General features: G+C 74.6%; 14 protein-coding genes. All 14 read right to left on the bottom strand.

Features of this window, described 5'->3' with window-relative positions; all coding sequences use genetic code 11:
• Positions 1-50: 50 nt before the first annotated feature.
• A complete protein-coding gene (locus PH191_RS03235) occupies positions 51-1,337 on the bottom strand; it encodes a serine hydroxymethyltransferase (protein WP_274193179.1) in 1,287 nt (428 codons plus the stop codon).
• A gap of 78 nt (positions 1,338-1,415) precedes the next feature.
• A complete protein-coding gene (locus tag PH191_RS03230) occupies positions 1,416-2,060 on the bottom strand; it encodes an L-threonylcarbamoyladenylate synthase (protein ID WP_274193178.1) in 645 nt (214 codons plus the stop codon).
• A gap of 11 nt (positions 2,061-2,071) precedes the next feature.
• Positions 2,072-2,911: a peptide chain release factor N(5)-glutamine methyltransferase gene (gene prmC, locus PH191_RS03225; protein ID WP_274193177.1), complete on the bottom strand. Its 840-nt coding sequence runs from the start codon at positions 2,909-2,911 to the stop codon at positions 2,072-2,074.
• A gap of 5 nt (positions 2,912-2,916) precedes the next feature.
• Complete coding sequence (gene prfA, locus PH191_RS03220; RefSeq protein ID WP_274193669.1) at positions 2,917-4,014, bottom strand: peptide chain release factor 1; 1,098 nt, start codon at positions 4,012-4,014, stop codon at positions 2,917-2,919.
• A gap of 129 nt (positions 4,015-4,143) precedes the next feature.
• Positions 4,144-4,365: a 50S ribosomal protein L31 gene (gene rpmE / locus PH191_RS03215; RefSeq protein WP_274189378.1), complete on the bottom strand. Its 222-nt coding sequence runs from the start codon at positions 4,363-4,365 to the stop codon at positions 4,144-4,146.
• Between the two features lie 137 nt (positions 4,366-4,502).
• Positions 4,503-6,044: a phenylacetate--CoA ligase family protein gene (locus tag PH191_RS03210; protein WP_274193176.1), complete on the bottom strand. Its 1,542-nt coding sequence runs from the start codon at positions 6,042-6,044 to the stop codon at positions 4,503-4,505.
• Positions 6,044-7,111 (bottom strand): nitroreductase family protein, encoded by a 1,068-nt coding sequence (locus PH191_RS03205; RefSeq protein WP_274193175.1) that lies wholly within the window; start codon positions 7,109-7,111, stop codon positions 6,044-6,046. Before PH191_RS03205 ends, PH191_RS03210 begins: the two co-directional genes overlap by 1 nt.
• A 45-nt stretch (positions 7,112-7,156) precedes the next feature.
• Positions 7,157-7,597 (bottom strand): SRPBCC family protein, encoded by a 441-nt coding sequence (locus PH191_RS03200; RefSeq protein WP_274193174.1) that lies wholly within the window; start codon positions 7,595-7,597, stop codon positions 7,157-7,159.
• A gap of 98 nt (positions 7,598-7,695) precedes the next feature.
• The gene (rho, locus tag PH191_RS03195) at positions 7,696-9,930 is read right to left on the bottom strand and encodes a transcription termination factor Rho (protein ID WP_420791762.1); all 2,235 of its coding nucleotides are present in this window, start codon (positions 9,928-9,930) and stop codon (positions 7,696-7,698) included.
• Positions 9,931-10,350: 420 nt separating this feature from the next.
• Complete coding sequence (gene thrB / locus PH191_RS03190) at positions 10,351-11,244, bottom strand: homoserine kinase (RefSeq protein ID WP_274193172.1); 894 nt, start codon at positions 11,242-11,244, stop codon at positions 10,351-10,353.
• Between the two features lie 32 nt (positions 11,245-11,276).
• Positions 11,277-12,293, bottom strand: a complete 1,017-nt coding sequence (gene thrC, locus PH191_RS03185) for a threonine synthase (RefSeq protein WP_274193668.1) — start codon at positions 12,291-12,293, stop codon at positions 11,277-11,279.
• Between the two features lie 95 nt (positions 12,294-12,388).
• Positions 12,389-13,750, bottom strand: a complete 1,362-nt coding sequence (locus PH191_RS03180; RefSeq protein WP_274193171.1) for a homoserine dehydrogenase — start codon at positions 13,748-13,750, stop codon at positions 12,389-12,391.
• Positions 13,751-15,175: a diaminopimelate decarboxylase gene (lysA, locus tag PH191_RS03175; protein ID WP_274193170.1), complete on the bottom strand. Its 1,425-nt coding sequence runs from the start codon at positions 15,173-15,175 to the stop codon at positions 13,751-13,753.
• A gap of 40 nt (positions 15,176-15,215) precedes the next feature.
• On the bottom strand, positions 15,216-16,892 hold the full coding sequence (gene argS / locus PH191_RS03170; protein WP_274193169.1) for an arginine--tRNA ligase: 1,677 nt from the start codon (positions 16,890-16,892) through the stop codon (positions 15,216-15,218).
• Between the last annotated feature and the right edge of the window lie 94 nt (positions 16,893-16,986).

Genomic DNA, 16,986 nt, shown 5'->3' with positions numbered 1-16,986 from the left:
GCGAAATCCGCTGACGGGCCCACGGAGCCCGAGGGTAGACCCGCTCGCGTCTAGCGGGGGTACGCGGGGAAGCGCGACACGAGGGCCGTCACCTCGTCGCGCACGTCGGCGAGGGCCTTCTTGCCCACCTCGCTGGTCTCGTCGGCCGTCACGGCGGACGCGATCAGCCGCGCGACGTCGCTCATCTCGGACTCCGTCATGCCCTGCGTGGTGATCGACGGCGACCCGACGCGGATGCCCGAGGCCGTCATCGGCGGCTGCGGGTCGTACGGGATCGCGTTCTTGTTCAGCGTGATGCCGGCGAGCCCGCTGCGGGCCTCGGCCTCCTTGCCCGTGACCCCGAGCGGCTGCAGGTCGAGCAGCGCGAGGTGGGTGTCGGTGCCGCCGGAGATCGCGCGCATGCCCTGGGACTCGAGGCCCGAGGTCAGGGCCTGGGCGTTGGCGATGACCTGGCGGGCGTAGCGCTGGTAGTCCGGCGTCGCCGCCTCGGCCAGGGCCACGGCCTTGCCGGCCACCGCGTGCATGAGCGGCCCGCCCTGCAGGAACGGGAAGACGGCCTTGTCCAGGGCCTTCGCGTGCTCCGCCTTCGAGACGAGCATGCCGCCGCGCGGGCCGCGCAGGACCTTGTGCGTCGTGAAGGTGACGACGTCGGCGTACGGCACCGGGCTGGGGATGGCCTGGCCGGCGACGAGGCCGATGAAGTGCGCGGCGTCGACCCAGAGCTTCGCGCCGATCTCGTCGGCGATCTCGCGGAACTTCGCGAAGTCGATGAGGCGCGGGTAGGCGGTGGCGCCGGCGACGATCATCTTCGGCCGGTGCTCGAGCGCGAGGTCGCGCACCTGGTCGTAGTCGATGCGGCCGTCGTCCTCGCGGACGGTGTAGGGCACCGGCTCGAACCACTTGCCCGAGAAGCTGACCTTCGCGCCGTGCGTGAGGTGCCCGCCGTGGGGCAGCGACATCGCCAGCACCTTGTCGCCGGGCTGGCAGAACGCCGCGTACACCGCGAGGTTGGCGTTGGCGCCGGAGTGCGGCTGGAGGTTGGCGTGCTCGGCGCCGAAGAGCGCCTTGGCGCGCTCGATGCCGATCTCCTCGGCGCGGTCGACGACCTCGCAGCCGCCGTAGTAGCGGCGGCCGGGGTAGCCCTCGGCGTACTTGTTCGACAGCGTCGAGCCCAGCGCCGCGAGCACGGCCGGGCTGGTGAGGTTCTCGCTGGCGATGAGCTGCAGTCCGCCGCGCAGCCGGGTGAGCTCGTCGTCGACGACCTGGGCGATCTCGGGGTCGACGGCCCGCAGGGCGTCGTAGTCCGGTCCCCAGAAGTGCTGCGAGTCGGCTGCCATGACGCCTCACGTTACCGGCCATTCACGGCGACGCGCCCTGCGCCTGGAACCTGGGTCACATCCCCACGTGCGCGACGTTCACAAGGAGACGGGGGTGCCGATGACCTCGGAGACCTGGTCGGCCGTGACGGCGCCCTCGCGGCGCAGGCGCGGGACCTCGCCGGTGAGGTCGACGATCGTCGAGGCCACGCCCGTCGCGCACACCCCGCCGTCGAGATAGACCTCGACGCTCTCGCCCAGCTGCTCGCGGGCGTCGGTCACCGTGGTCGCCGGCTCGCGCCCGGAGACGTTCGCGCTGCTCACGGCCATGGGGCCGACCTCGCGCAGCAGCTCGAGGGCCACCGGGTGCAGGGGCATGCGCAGCATGACGGTGCCGCGGGTGCGCCCGAGGTCCCACGCCAGGCTCGGGGCGTGCGGCAGGACGATCGAGAGCCCGCCGGGCCAGAACGCCTCGACGAGGTCGCGCGCGACGCGCGGCACGGCGCCGACCAGCCCGTCGATCGTCGACCAGCTGCCCACCAGCACCGGGACGGGCATGTCCGGTCCGCGCTGCTTGGCGGCCAGCAGGTCGGCCACCGCGCGGGCCGAGAAGGCGTCCGCGCCGATCCCGTAGAGGGTGTCGGTGGGGACGACGACGAGCCGTCCCGCCCGCACCGCCGCGGCCGCCGCCGCCAGCCCGGTGGGTCGGGTCGCGGGGTCCTCGCAGTCGTACGTCGTGCTCACGGCGCGCCAGCCTAGGACCCGTGGAGCCGGCGCAGCGCCGTGGCCACGCGGGGGCGCCCGGTGAGGTCGTCGTGGGTGGTGACGTCGGCGAACCCGGCCGCGGTGAGCACCTCGCGCACGGCGGCGGGGTGGGAGTCGTCGTGCTCGAGCGCCACCGCTCCCCCGGGCCGCAGCAGCCGGTGGGCCAGCGCGGCGACGGGACGGATCACGTCCAGGCCGTCGGGGCCGGCGAACACCGCGCCGGGCGGGTCGGCGTGCACCTCGGGCGGGACGGCCAGCCCCTCGGGCACGTACGGCGGGTTGCAGGTCACGAGGTCGACGGTGCCGTCCAGCGCCGTGAGCACCCCGGGGCGCGTGACGTCGGCGTCGTGCAGCGTGACGCCCGAGCCGGCGAGGTTGCTCCCCGCCCAGGTCAGGGCCTCGGGCGCGGTCTCGACGGCGTGCACCACGGCGTCCGGGCGGGCGCGGGCCAGCGCCAGGGCGAGGGCGCCGGTGCCCGTGCAGAGGTCGACGACCACGGGCCGGTCGGCACCGAGCACCGCGAGCGCGCGCTCCAGCAGCACCTCGGTCTCGGGGCGCGGCACGAAGACGCCGGGACCCACGGCCACCTCGACCGGACCGAGCACCGCGGTGCCGAGCAGGTGCTGCAGGGGCTCGCGGGCGGCGCGGCGCGCGACCAGGGCCTCGAGCGCCGCGCGCTGCGCGTCGTCCGGCGGGTCGGCGAGCAGCAGGCGGCCGCGCGGGACGCCCAGGACGTGGGCGACGAGGAGCTCGGCGTCCACGCGTGGGGAGGCGACCCCGGCCTCGGCGAGCCGGGCGGCCGCCCGGGCGACGGTGTCCACGGGGCTCACGGGGCTCAGGAGCGCGGCTCGTCCGCCGCCGGCCCGGACCGTGCCATCCGCTCGGCGCGGTCGGCGGAGCGCAGGGCGTCGAGCACCGCGTCGAGGTCGCCGTCGAGCACCCGGTCGAGGTCGTGCGACTTGTAGCCGACGCGGTGGTCGGAGATCCGGTTCTCCGGGTAGTTGTAGGTGCGCACGCGCTCGGAGCGGTCGACGGTGCGGACCTGGCTGCGGCGGTCGGCCGACGCCTGGGCCGCCTCGGCCTCGTCGGCGATCGCCTGCAGGCGGCTGCGCAGCACGTCCATCGCGCGGGCCTTGTTCTGCAGCTGCGAGCGCTCGTTCTGGCAGGACACGACCACGCCGGTCGGCAGGTGGGTGATCCGGACCGCGGAGTCGGTGGTGTTGACGCCCTGGCCGCCCTTGCCCGACGACCGGAAGACGTCGACGCGCAGGTCCTTCTCGTCGATCTCGACGTCCGCGGCGGCGTCCACCTCGGGGTAGACGAGCACGCCGGCCGCCGAGGTGTGGATGCGGCCCTGGGACTCGGTGACCGGGACGCGCTGCACGCGGTGCACCCCGCCCTCGTACTTCAGCCAGGCCCAGACGCCCTCGGGCTCATCACCCGGCGCGGTGACGGCGACCGTGACGTCCTTGTAGCCGCCGAGGTCGGACTCCGTCGCCGAGAGCACCTCGACCTTCCAGCCACGGCGCTCGGCGTAGCGGGAGTACATGCGCAGCAGGTCGCCGGCGAACAGCGCCGACTCCTCGCCGCCCTCCCCCGACTTCACCTCGACCACGACGTCGTTCGCGTCCGCCGCGTCGCGGGGCACGAGCTGCTCGGACAGCCGGTCGCGCAGCGGCCCGACCCGCGCCTCGAGCTCCGTGACCTCGGCGGCGAACGCGGGGTCCTCCCGGGCGAGCTCACGGGCGTCGGCGAGGTCGGCCTCGGCCCCGCGAAGCTCCTCCACGGTGGCGACCACCGGGGCGAGCGCGGCGTAGCGCCGGCCCAGGGAGCGCGCGAGCGCCTGGTCGGCGTGCACGTCGGGGTCGGCGAGGCGCGCCTCGAGCCCCGCGTGCTCCTCGAGCAGGGCCGTGACGCCGGGCGACCGGGTCATTCCCTGGGTCATCGGGTCCGCCGGTACCTGCGATGCCATCGCGCGCCTCCTCTCGTGAGCCTGGCCCCGAACACGCAGAACGCCCGCCGCCCCGCGCGCGTGGCGCAGGGGCGACGGGCGTCGCGGGAGCTACTTCTTGGTCGGGGTGCGCTTGCCGTAGCGCGCCTCGAAGCGGGCCACACGACCGCCGGTGTCCATGATCCGCTGCTTGCCCGTGTAGAACGGGTGGCACGCGGCGCAGATCTCGACGGTGATGTTGCCACCGGGCTTCGTGCTGCGGGTGGTGAACGAGTTCCCGCAGCTGCAGAGCACCGAGGTCTCGTGGTAATCGGGGTGGATGCCGCTCTTCACGGTCTGGTCCTCTCGCGTCGTGGTCGCCGGGTCCCCGAACGCGGCGGGGTGAACCGGTACCTGATGTGCGGGCCATTCTCGCAGGACCGCCCGCTGAGCTGCACAACCACCTGGGGGGTCGTGTTGTTCCCGACCCGTCAGGCCGTGCGGGCGGCGACGACCTGCTCGTCGAGGCCCGCCGCCTCGGCGCCCGGGGCGTCGAGGATCCACACGTACTCGTTCTTGAGCCTGCCCCCGTCGCCGGCGAAGACGCCGGTCCGGAAGGGGTAGACGCCGACCGTGGGCTCGGTGCCCGGCGAGCTCGTCCGGATCGCGTTGTCGAGGTCGCGGTTGGCGCGCCGCATCGCCGCGAGCAGCCGGTGGGCGGCCGCCGTCGGGTCGGCCAGCGTGCGGCCGTCGGCGAGCTGGAGGGCCAGGTGCAGGCGCCGGTCGCCGGCGCGGTCCTCGAACGAGACGACCCGGTGGTTCTCGACGGCCTCCACCAGCTCGGCGTCGCCGGCCACGGCGTCGCGGACCCCGTCGGGCGGCACGACCGCGCCGTTGTAGTCCACCGAGTGGTCGCTGCGTCCGTACTGCAGCAGCAGGGGCAGGTCGAGCACCCGCTCGTCGAGCACCTCGGTGAGCCCGGCACGGCGCAGCACCGGCAGCACGTCGCGCATCCGCAGCACGTGCCCGCGGTCGTGGATGTTGTAGCGGATCCGGGGGTCGACGTTCTGCGGGCGGGTGATCGTGACGACCAGCTCGCCCTCGTCGTTCTCCTCGACCAGGTAGGCGTACGGGTTGAACTGGAAGATGTTCGGCAGCACGCCGTACTCGTCCTGCCTGGTCAGGGCGGTGGCGAGGGCCGGGTCGGCGGCGATGGCCCGGCGCAGCGCGATCGTGAACTCGGTCTCGACGGCGATGCTGATCTCGAGGTCGCTGGCCCCGTAGGCGCCGACGACCTTCCGCGCGCGGCGCAGGATGTGGTCGCGCATGCCCTCGCTGATCCCCTCGCCCCCGAAGGCGCAGACCACGTCGTAGGCCGACCAGTCGAGCCGGTCGTCCTCGAGCAGGCCCTTGAGGAACGGCGGGTAGCTCGTGATCACGTACGTGTAGCCGGTGCCGAACTCCCGCATCGTGTTGAGGATCTTGTCGCGGTCGGGCCCGCAGGACTTGATCGTCGAGACCCGGGTCAGCGCGGCGGTCACGTTCATCCCCGTGGCCCACGCCCCGAGGGAGAAGGCGTTGATGACGAACACCGGGCGGTCCGGGGTGGTGTGGCGCAGGAAGCCGACGCGCAGGACCTCGCGCGACGCCCGCCGCTCCACCGGGCCCCGCACCCAGCTGGTCGGGGTGCCGGTCGAGCCCGAGGACTCGTCGACGACGACCCCGCGGCGCGGGAGCCGCCCGCCCACGCACCGCTCGGGGATGGGGTACCGGGTGATGTAGCTGCTCTTGTCCGTCTCGGGCAGGGCCGAGAGGGAACGCGGGAGGGCGCGCGACGTGACGCCCCGCTCGGCCAGGAAGGCCCGGTAGGCCGGCACCCGGCGGACGGTGCGGGCGACGGTGCGCCGGGCGCGGCGGCGGCCGAGCCACCAGCGCAGACGCTCGAACCCGGGGGCGAGCAGCAGGGCGTGGGTCGTCGGGAACCGCCCGAGGAGGTCGACGAGCACCTCCTGGCACCACCAGAACAGCCTCATCACGCCACCGCCGTCGTCTCGCGGCCCAGCAGCATCGCGTCGAGCGTGCGCCGCCAGGCCCGCGGCGGGGGCTTCCCGGTGCCGTAGCGGAAGAGCATCCAGGCCATCTGGCCGCCGGACTCGTCGATCCCGGTCCGCTCGACGAACGCGGCGTGGGAACGCGGGTTGGTGATGACGGTGCCGAAGGGGTGCAGGTCGATGCCGTGGCGGGTGAAGGCGAGCCAGAGGCGCAGGAAGCAGCGGCCGGCCTCGACGTGGTCGCCCGGGGTGTCGAAGGGGCCGGTCAGCCAGCCCAGCTCGCGGACCCCGCGCATCGTCGACAGGTAGACCCGGCGGAAGAGGCCCCCGACCAGGGGCAGGTCCCACAGCCACCGGTGGTGCATCGCGAACCGGAGCAGGGGGCCGGGCATCAGCATGGTCTCGGCGGAGAGGCCGTCACGGGTGGCGGCCGCCTGGCGCTTCGACGTGCGGATCCAGGTGAGGATCTCCTCGTGGACCGCGTCGTCGCGCAGGTCGTCGAACAGCGTCTCCTGGTTGATCCGGATGAGGTCGTCGACGAGGACCTGCTCGTCGGTGCACCCGAACCGCTGGCCCATGCCGCCGGCGATCGCCGCGACCTCCTCCAGGACGGCCCGGTCCACCAGCCGGCGGTCGTACGGGCGGCGCGAGGTCCGGCGCCTGCGGAACGCCGCCATCTGCTCGCGGGCCGCGTCGGTGACGGGGACGGGCGTGAGCTCCAGGCCGCCGAGCAGGTGCTGGCGCTGCGGGGACGAGAAGTCCATCTCGGCGAGGCGCAGGGTCTCGCGGACCGCCCAGCCGTGCGCCGCGGCCACGGTCGCGAGGGACTCGAGGAACACCCCGGCGCAGACGTGCGCGAACGGGATGCCGAAGTTCTCGGCGGGCAGGCCGCGGTCGAGGCCGTAGCAGAACTCCGCCCGGCGGTCGTCGTGCACCCGCACGGTGATCGGCTGGGAGTTGTGCGGCGAGGGGTAGCGGCGCGCCTCGTCGAGGATCGCCGTCCAGGGACCGGGGAGGGCGGGGAGGCCGGCGCCGGGCTGCTCTGTCATGCCGTGAAGCCTCGCCGCGGACCCCGCCCCGGGTCTGCGGTGGAACTACTCAACCCTCGCCGCGAGCCGTTCGAGCGAGGCCGCCAGCCGGTCGGACGTCGTCGCGCGCGCCCGGGCGAAGCGGCCCTCGTCGGACAGCTGCGTCCAGTCGTACGTGTGCGTGACCGCGGTGCGGCCCGGGCCGCGCGGCTCGAGCTCCCACCGCCACCGGTGACCGGCCGGCGGCGAGCCCTGGTCCGACGGCTGCCACGCCAGGACCCGGCCCTCCTCGAACTCCACCACGTGGTTGTCGCGGAGGCCGCCGTTGGTCAGCCGCATGGTGAAGACGTCGCCGACGGCGCGCACGCGCTGCCCCGGCCCGGCCTCGGCGAGGTTGTCGTTGCCGTCCCACTCCGGCTGCCGCGCCGGGTCGGCGATGAACTCGAAGATCACCTCGGCCCCGGCGTCGATCTCGCGGCGGGCACTCACCACCTGGTCCTCGTCCATGGGGACCATCATCGCGGCGGGGCCCGTGCGGAGCGAACGGCACGGTCGCTTCCGACGAAGCGGACGTGCCGGTCGCTCCACGAGCGGGGGTCGACCGGCTACTCGTCGTCCTTGCCGGGCGTCGTCTTGGCGACCTGCATGAGGAACTCGATGTTCGTCCGCGACTTGCGCAGGCGGTCGAGGACCAGCTCGATGGCCTGCTGGGAGTCCAGCGCGGCCAGGACGCGCCGCAGCCGGTGCGTCACCGCCATCTCGTCCGGCGAGAGCAGCAGCTCCTCCTTGCGCGTGCCCGACGGGTCGGGGTCGATCGCGGGGAAGATGCGCTTGTCGGCGAGCTTGCGGTCGAGCTTGAGCTCGGCGTTGCCGGTGCCCTTGAACTCCTCGAAGATCACCGTGTCCATCGTCGACCCGGTCTCGACCAGGGCCGTCGCGAAGATGGTCAGCGAGCCGCCGTCCTCGATGTTGCGCGCCGCACCCAGGAACCGCTTGGGCGGGTAGAGCGCCGTCGAGTCGACACCACCGGACAGGATGCGCCCGGACGCCGGGGCCGCGAGGTTGTAGGCGCGGCCGAGGCGGGTGATGGAGTCCAGCAGGACCACGACGTCGTGACCCATCTCGACCAGGCGCTTCGCCCGCTCGATGGCCAGCTCCGAGAGCGAGGTGTGGTCCGACGGCGGCCGGTCGAAGGTCGAGGCGATGACCTCGCCCTTCACCGAGCGCTGCATGTCGGTGACCTCCTCCGGCCGCTCGTCGACGAGCACGACCATGAGGTGGACCTCGGGGTTGTTCGTGGTGATCGCGTTGGCGATCGCCTGCAGCACCATCGTCTTGCCGGCCTTCGGCGGCGAGACGATCAGCGCGCGCTGGCCCTTGCCGACGGGCATGACCAGGTCGATCACGCGCGTGGTCAACAGGTGCGACTCGGTCTCGAGGCGCAGCCGCTCGTTGGGGTAGAGCGGCGTGAGCTTGGTGAACTCGGGGCGCTTGCGCGCCGCCTCCGGGTCGAGCCCGTTGATCGAGTCGATGCGGACCAGCGGGTTGAACTTCTGCCGGTTCTGCTCGCCCTCGCGCTGCTGACGGACCTGGCCGGTGACGGCGTCACCGCGGCGCAGGCCGTGCTTGCGCACCAGCGACATCGAGACGTAGACGTCGTTCGGCCCCGACGCGTAGCCCGAGGTGCGGACGAACGCGTAGTTGTCGAGCACGTCGAGGATGCCGGCGACCGGGATGAGGACGTCGTCGTCGCGGACCTCCGGCTCGCCCCCGCCGCCGCCCTGACCACGGTCGTTGCGCTCCGGGCGCTCCCCGCGGTCGTTGCGGTTGCGGCGACGGTCACGGAAGCGACGGCCGCGGCGACGGCCGCCGCCGTCCTCGTCATCGTCGTCGTCGTCGCGCTGGTTCGTCTGCTGCTGGCCGCCACCCTGCTGGCCCCCACCCTGCTGGCCGCCACCCTGCTGGTTGCCGCCCTGCTGGTTGCCGCCACCCTGCTGGCCGCCGCCCTGCTGCTGGCCGCGGCCGCCGCCCTGCTGGCCGTTCTGGTCGGGCCGGCCGCCCTGCTGGCGGTCGCGGTCGCGGTCGCGGTCGCGCTGGCGACGGGACTGGCCGCCGCCCTGCTCGCCGCCCTGCTGCCCGCCTTGTCCGTCACCGTCGGTGTCGGTGTCGGGGGTGGTCTGCTCGGTGGAGGTCGCCGCGGCGGCCTCGACGTCCGAGGACTGGGCGGCGGTCTCTCCGGGGGTCCCCGCGGGCGCCTCGGCAGCCGCGGCCGGAGCGCTGCCGGCGTCGGCGTCGCCGACGCCCGGACCCGCCTCGCGGCGTGCACCGCGACGGCCGCGCCGGGACGAGCCGGAGCTCTCGGACGAGGCGGAGGAGCCGGACGGGCCGGTCGAGGACGGCGCCTCGGTGGCCGCGGCCGCGGCGGCCTCGGCGCCGGGCACCGCGTCGGAGGCGGCCGTCACGGCGACCTCAGGAGCCTCGGCCGGGGCCGGGGTGGAGGCCGCGGGCGCGTCGCCGCTGCTCGCGGGCGCCTCGTCGCCGGCCGGCGGGGGGCCGGAGGCGGCGGTGGCGCGGCGGCGGGTGCCACGACGGCGCGTGGGGGCGCTCTCGGCCGCCGGCTCGTCGGCCGGGGCCGGGCTCTCGGCGGGGCTCGCGGCGGGGCTCTCGGCGGGGGCGCTCGAGCCGTTCGATCCCCCGGAGGCGTCCTCGGCGAGGGGGAGCTGGTCCCCGCTGCCGGACTGCCGCCGCTTGATCTCGGAGATGAGGTCGTTGCGTCGCATCCCGGTGGTGTCGGAGACGCCGAGCGAGGTCGCGAGCTCGCGCAGTTCGGCCAGCACCATGCCGGAGACACCTCCCCGACGGCGCCGCTCGGGCGCAGAGGCCGAGGATCCCTCGGCGTCGGTGGAGATGACGTCGGTTTCGGTCACGCAGGTCCTTCCTGACCGGCCCGGGGACCACCCTGACCAGCGGATGTGTCCGCCCCGCACGGGGCGGGACGTCTCGCGGGTCCGGGCCGGTCCGGCGGTCCGATGAGGATCATCGGCCCCGGGCGGGAGGACCCGCGGAGTTGTCGTACAGCGATCATGAGTGTCCGGCCGCCAGGCATCCCGGCGACTGAAGGAGAGATTGGCCCCGAACGATGACGGAACCAGGGCACCGACGCGCCACACGCGTGGTCGCTGTGACGGTCAGGGTAGCCCCCGTCGTGGGCACCGGCAACAACCACCCCCCGCGTGGCGGTGTCGGGCGGCGACGCCCGGTCAGCCCGTCTCGACCCGCGCGCCCTCGGTGTCCACCGCGAGCGGGCGGACGGCGAAGCCGGTGGTGTCGAGGTCGTCGGGCAGCCGTCCGTCGAGGGTCAGCGCGAGCACCGTCGGCCCCGCCCCGGAGACCACGGCGGGGATGCCGGCCGCCCGCAGGTGATCGACCGCCGCCGCGGTCTCGGGGTACGCCGGACGCCGGTAGGGCTGGTGCAGCCGGTCCTCGGTGGCGGCGAGCAACAGCTCGGGCTCGCAGGTCAGCGCGTGGACGATCAGCGCCGACCGGGCCGCCGTGAACGCCGCGTCCGCGTGCGGGACACGGTCGGGCAGCAGCCCGCGCGTGGCCTCGGTGGAGCTCGAGCGGTCCGCGACCAGCGCCACCGGTCGCAGCGCCGGGTGCGGCGTCAGGTGGGCGGCGTGCCACGAGCCCTCGTGGCCCCAGCTGACGACGAGCCCGCCGTAGAGGCAGGCCGCGACGTTGTCGGCGTGGCCGTCGAACCCCGCGGCGAGATCGAGCACCGCGGCGTCGTCCAGCGGGTGGGTGTCGGCGAGCAGCGCGCGCGCCGCCACGATCCCCGCGACGGCCGCGGCCGCCGACGAACCGAGGCCCCGGCTGTGCGGGATCGCGTTGCGACACCGCAGGTGCAGCGAGGCCCGTGGCGCGCCGGCCCGGTCGAAGGTGGCGTGCGCCGCCCGGAGCACGAGGTGCCGGCCGTCGCGGGGCACCCGGCCCGCGCCCTCGCCCTCGACGTCGACGCGGCAGGACGGCGCGTCGACGACGCCGAGCTCGACCTCGTCCCACAGGCCCAGGGCCAGCCCGAGCGTGTCGAAACCGGGGCCGAGGTTGGCCGACGTGGCCGGCACCCGGACGCGCGCGGTGGCGCGGGCCGGCACCGCCGGCTCCTGCGCGACCTGCGCCCCGGCGCTCAGCGCAGGCCCAGGGCGTCGGCCACCGCGTCCACGTGCGGGGGGAGCACGACGGGCTCGGCGGCGTCCGCGAGCGCGGTGGCGGGGTCCTTCAGTCCGTGCCCGGTCACCGTCGCGACGATCAGCTGCCCCGTGTCGAGGCGCCCGGCCCGCGACTTCGCGAGCAGCCCCGCCACCGAGGCGGCCGAGGCCGGCTCGACGAACACGCCCTCGCGGGCCGCCAGCAGGCGGTAGGCCTCGAGGATGGCGTCGTCCTCCACGGCGGTGATCTCGCCGGCGGACTCGTCGCGCGCCGCGATCGCCCCGTCCCAGGACGCGGGCGAGCCGATGCGGATGGCGGTGGCCAGGGTCTCCGGGTCGGTCACGGGCGCACCGTGCACGAGCGGGGCGGCGCCCGCGGCCTGTACGCCGAACATGCGCGGGGTGCCGGCCACGACGCCGTCGCCTGCGTACTCGGTGTAGCCGCGCCAGTAGGCCGTGATGTTGCCGGCGTTGCCGACGGGCAGCGCGTGGACGTCCGGCGCGCGGCCCATCTGGTCGCAGATCTCGAACGCCGCGGTCTTCTGCCCCTCGATGCGCGCCGGGTTCACCGAGTTGACCAGCGCGATCGGGTACTGCTCGGCGGCCCGACGGGCGAGCTCCAGGCAGGCGTCGAAGTTGCCCTCGAGCTGCAGGATCCGCGCGCCGTGCACCGTCGCCTGGGCGAGCTTGCCGAGCGCGATCTTGCCCTGGGGCACGAGGACGGCGCAGGTCAGGCCGGCGCGCGTCGCGTAGGCGGCCGCCGACGCCGAGGTGTTGCCCGTCGACGCGCAGATCACGGCCTTCGCGCCACCCGCGAGGGCCTCGGTCATGGCCACGGTCATGCCGCGGTCCTTGAACGAGCCCGTGGGGTTCGCGCCCTCGATCTTGAGGTGCACCTCGCACCCGAGCAGCTCGGAGAGGTGCGGCGCGGGCAGCAGCGGTGTCCCGCCCTCGCGCAGCGTCACGACCTCCCAACCGTCCTGGACCCGGGGCATGCGGTCGCGGTAGGCGGGGATGATCCCGGGCCACTCGACGCGGGCGCCGAGCGCCACCGCCGGCCCCCCCACGACGGCCCCACCGACCACTCCGGTCACGACGCACCACCCAACTCGGTCACGGGACGACCCAGCCCCTCGACGCGCAGCACGCCGGCGACGCCGCGGACGGCGTCGAGGCCGGTGAGCGCCTCGACGGTGCTCGCGAGGGCCGCATCCGTCGCCGAGTGGGTCACGATCACCAGTGTGGCGTCCCGGGTGTTCGGGACGCCATCGTCCGCGTCACCCCCGTTCTGGCCCCGGCCCTCCTGGCGCACGGTCGCGATGCTCACGTCGTGGTCGGCGAACACGCCCGCGACCTGGGCCAGGACGCCCGCGCGGTCGGTGACGTCGAGCGCGACGTGGTAGCGGGTGCGGGTCTCGCCCATGCTCAGCACGGGCAGGTGGGCGTGGGCGGAGTCGCGCGGCCCGCGCCCGCCGATGACGCGGTTGCGCGCCGCCGCGACGAGGTCGCCCAGCACGGCGCTCGCGGTCTCCGGACCGCCGGCGCCCTGCCCGTAGAACATCAGCTGGCCCGCGGCGGCGGCCTCGATGAACACCGCGTTGTAGGCCCCGGAGACCGAGGCCAGCGGGTGCGACCGCGGGATCATCGCCGGGTGCACGCGGGCCGTCACGGCGCCGTCGACCTGCTCGCAGATCGCGAGGAGCTTCACCGTGCACCCCAGCGCCTTCGCCGCGGCGATGTCGGCGGCGGAGACGTCGCGGATGCCCTCGCGGTAGACGTCGTCGGCGGTCACCCGGGTGTGGAAGGCGAGGCTGGCCAGGATCGCGGCCTTGGACGCCGCGTCGTAGCCGTCGACGTCGGCGGTTGGGTCGGCCTCGGCGTAGCCCAGCCGGCCGGCCTCCTCGAGCGCTTCGGTGTAGTTCGCGCCGGAGGTCGCCATCGCCGAGAGGATGAAGTTGGTGGTGCCGTTGACGATGCCGGCGACCCGCCGGATGCGGTCACCGGCCAGCGACTGCTGGATGGGGCGCAGCAGCGGGATCGCCCCGGCGACCGACGCCTCGTAGTAGAGGTCGGCGCCGGACTCGTCCGCGGCCGCCGCGAGCGCCGCGCCGTCCTCGGCCAGCAGCGCCTTGTTCGCCGACACCACCGACTTGCCGTTCTTCAGCGCCGTGAGCAGCAGCCCGCGCACGGGCTCGATGCCGCCGACCAGCTCGACCACGATGTCGACGTCGTCGCGGGCGACCAGCCCGGCCGCGTCGGTGGTCAGCAGGTCCGCGGGCACGTCGGCGTGCCGCTGGGGTCGCCGGACCGCGATGCCCACGAGGTGCACCGGCGCCCCGACCCGGGCGGCCAGCTCGTCGGCCTGCTCGGTGAGCAGCCGGACCACCTGCGACCCGACGACGCCACAGCCCAGGAGTGCGACGTTGATCGCTCGCCCCTCGTTGCCGACCATTCATCCCACCTCCAGTCGCGCCAGGTCGTCGAGGGTCTCGCGCCGCAGCAACGTGCGCGACGTGCCGTCCGCCACCGCGACGACGGCGGGCCGCGGCACCTTGTTGTACGCGCTCGACATCGCGTAGCAGTAGGCGCCGGTCGCGGCGACCGCGACGAGGTCGCCGGGCGCGACGTCGGCGGGCAGCCAGCAGTCGCGCACGACGACGTCGCCGGACTCGCAGTGCTTGCCGACCACCCGCGAGCGCACCGCCGGCGCCCCGGTCGCGTGCCGCGAGACCAGCCGGCAGTCGTAGTGGGCGTCGTAGAGCGCGGTGCGGATGTTGTCGCTCATCCCGCCGTCGACGCTGACGTACCGCCGCCGCGCACCCCCGCCGAGCTCGACGTCCTTGACGGTGCCGACCTCGTAGAGGGTCACGGTGCCCGGCCCGGCGATCGCACGCCCGGGCTCGACCGCGATCCGCGGCGGCACGAGGTCCACCCGGGCGGACTCGCGCTCGACGATCGCCCGCAGCTCGCCGGCCAGCCACGCGGGCGAGCGGGGCTTGTCGGCGACCGTGTACGCGATGCCCATGCCGCCGCCGAGGTCGACGGTGGTCAGCGCGTCGGCGACGGCCTCGCCGTGCTCGTCGCGCATCTCGGCGAGCAGCCCGATCACCCGGCGGGCGGCGAGCTCGAAGCCGTCGGCGTCGAAGATCTGGGAGCCGATGTGGCTGTGGAGCCCCACGAGGTGCAGCCCCGGCGACTTCAGCACCCGGCGCACCGCCTCGGCGGCGTCGCCCGCGGCCAGCGAGAACCCGAACTTCTGGTCCTCGTGCGCGGTGGCGATGAACTCGTGGGTGTGCGCCTCGACGCCGACCGTCACCCGCACCATGACCTGGGCGCGGACGTCGCGGTCGCGGGCGATCTCGTCGAGGCGGCCGATCTCGACGTAGGAGTCGAGCACGATCGCGCCGACCCCGGCGTCCAGCGCGGCGGTGAGCTCCTGGCGGCTCTTGTTGTTGCCGTGCACCGTGATCCGCTCGGGCGGGAAGTCCGCGCGCAGCGCCGTGAGCAGCTCGCCCTCGGTGCAGACGTCGAGCCCGAGGCCCTCGTCGGCCACCCAGCGCGCGATCTCGGTGGTCAGGAAAGCCTTGCTCGCGTAGTGCACGAGCGCGGGGTCGCCGTAGGCGTCGGCGTGCTCGGCGCACCGGGACCGGAAGTCGGCCTCGTCGACGACGAACAGCGGGGTGCCGTGCTCGCGGGCGAGGGTGGTGACGTCGACGCCGGCGAGGCGGACGACGCCGTCGGCGTCGCGGGCGGCGTTCCGGGGCCACACGGCGGCCGGCAGGGCGTCGAGGGCGGCCTCGGGCGGCGGGCCACCGGCGTCCTCGTGCTGCGGGATCACGTCGGCGTGGCGGGGCCCGGCAGGGTGGGCGCGGGTCATCGTGGGTTCAACCAGACCTGGTGGGTGGACGGGTGGTGGGTCACATGCGCTCGGGCGCGCTCACACCGAGCAGGCCGAGACCGTTGGCGAGCACCTGGCGCGCGGCGGAGCAGAGCGCGAGGCGGGCGGTGTGGATCGCCGACGGCTCCTCGTCGCCCTGCGGCAGGACGCGGCAGGTGTCGTAGAACCGGTGGTAGGCGCCCGCCAGCTCCTCGAGGTAGCGCGCGACGCGGTGCGGCTCGCGCAGCGCCGCGGCCGACGACAGCACGCGCGGGAACTCCCCCAGCGTGCGGATGAGGTCGCCCTCGCGGGGGTGGGTCAGCAGCGCGAGGTCCGGGTTCTCCGCGGAGACGCCCAGGTCGGCGGCGTTGCGGGCCAGCGACGCGAGCCGGGCGTGGGCGTACTGCACGTAGAACACGGGGTTCTCGTTCGTGCGGCTCGAGATCAGGTCGAGGTCGATCTCGAGCACCTGGTCGACCGACGAGCGCGCCAGCGTGTAGCGCGCCGCGTCCACGCCGACGGCGTCGACGAGGTCCTCCAGCGTGATGATCGTGCCGGCGCGCTTGGACATCTTCACCGGCTGGCCGTCGCGCACGAGGCTCACGAGCTGGCCGATCAGCACCTCGACGCGCGCCGGGTCGTCGCCGAACGCCGCGGCCACGGCCTTGAGGCGGTGGATGTAGCCGTGGTGGTCGGCGCCCAGCATGTAGATCGCGAGGTCGGCGCCGCGGGCGCGCTTGTCGCGGTAGTAGGCGATGTCGCCCGCGATGTAGGCCGGACGCCCGTCGCTCTTGATGACGACACGGTCCTTGTCGTCGCCGTGGTCCGAGGAGCGCAGCCACCACGCGCCGTCGGCGAAGTACAGGGCGTTCTCGTCCTTGAGCTGCTGCACCGACCGCTCGACCGCGCCGGAGCTGTGCAGCGCCTGCTCGGAGGACCAGACGTCGAAATGGGTGCCGAACGACTCCAGGCTCGCCCGCATCTCCTCGAGCATCGCCTCGACGCCGAGGCGCTTGAACGCGGCGAGCTTCTCGTCCTCGGGCTGGTCGAGGAGGCCGGCTGTGCTGCTGTCCCCCACCCCACCCGAGGCCTTCAGGACCTTCTGCGCGACCTCCGCGACGTAGGCCCCGCCGTAGCCGTTCTCGGGCACCGGGCGCCCCTCGGCCGCCGCGAGCAGCGACTCGGCGAACCGGTCGATCTGCGCGCCCGCGTCGTTCACGTAGTACTCGCGGGTGACCGCGGCGCCCTGCGAGGCGAGGACCCGGCCCAGCGCGTCGCCGACCGCGGCCCAGCGCGTGCCCCCGAGGTGGATGGGGCCGGTGGGGTTCGCCGAGACGAACTCGAGGTTGATCGCCTGCCCGGTGAGGGCGTCGGTGTGGCCGTAGGCCTCGCCCGCGGTGAGCACCGCGTCGACGATCCCGGCCTGCGCGTCGGCGGCGAGGCGCAGGTTGAGGAAGCCGGGGCCCGCGACCTCGGCGGTGGCGATGGCGTCGGTGTCCTCGAGGCGCGTCGCGAGCCAGCCCGCCAGCTCGGCGGGCGCCACCCCGGCCTTCTTCGCCGAGCGCAGCGCGAGGTTGGTGGCGTAGTCGCCGTGCTCGGGGTTGCGCGGGCGCTCCACCGTGACCGTGTCCGGCAGCACCGCCGTGTCGAGGCCGCGCTCGGTGAGCACGTCCACGGCGACGGCGTGCAGCAGGTCGGCCAGGGCAGCGGGGGTCACCCCGCTGATTCTAGGGACCGGGGCGCGGCTGATCCCCGGGCCCGGCCTGGCCGTGCGTCACACGCTGCGGTGATGGCCGCGTGAAGCACGAGCG

The organism is Actinomycetospora callitridis (genome assembly GCF_028737265.1).
Lineage (GTDB): Bacteria > Actinomycetota > Actinomycetes > Mycobacteriales > Pseudonocardiaceae > Actinomycetospora > Actinomycetospora callitridis.
This window is presented reverse-complemented; position numbering and strand designations above follow the sequence as displayed.

Excerpts from the sequence above, each read along its gene's own strand:
- PH191_RS03235 (WP_274193179.1), bottom strand. The coding sequence starts at position 1,337 with ATGGCAGCCGACTCGCAGCACTTCTGGGGACCGGACTACGACGCCCTG.
- prfA (WP_274193669.1), bottom strand. The coding sequence starts at position 4,014 with ATGACCCGGTCGCCCGGCGTCACGGCCCTGCTCGAGGAGCACGCGGGG.
- PH191_RS03210 (WP_274193176.1), bottom strand. The coding sequence starts at position 6,044 with ATGAGGCTGTTCTGGTGGTGCCAGGAGGTGCTCGTCGACCTCCTCGGG.
- PH191_RS03205 (WP_274193175.1), bottom strand. The coding sequence starts at position 7,111 with ATGACAGAGCAGCCCGGCGCCGGCCTCCCCGCCCTCCCCGGTCCCTGG.
- PH191_RS03200 (WP_274193174.1), bottom strand. The coding sequence starts at position 7,597 with ATGGACGAGGACCAGGTGGTGAGTGCCCGCCGCGAGATCGACGCCGGG.
- rho (WP_420791762.1), bottom strand. The coding sequence starts at position 9,930 with ATGGTGCTGGCCGAACTGCGCGAGCTCGCGACCTCGCTCGGCGTCTCC.
- thrC (WP_274193668.1), bottom strand. The coding sequence starts at position 12,293 with ATGCCCCGGGTCCAGGACGGTTGGGAGGTCGTGACGCTGCGCGAGGGC.
- PH191_RS03180 (WP_274193171.1), bottom strand. The coding sequence starts at position 13,750 with ATGGTCGGCAACGAGGGGCGAGCGATCAACGTCGCACTCCTGGGCTGT.
- lysA (WP_274193170.1), bottom strand. The coding sequence starts at position 15,175 with ATGACCCGCGCCCACCCTGCCGGGCCCCGCCACGCCGACGTGATCCCG.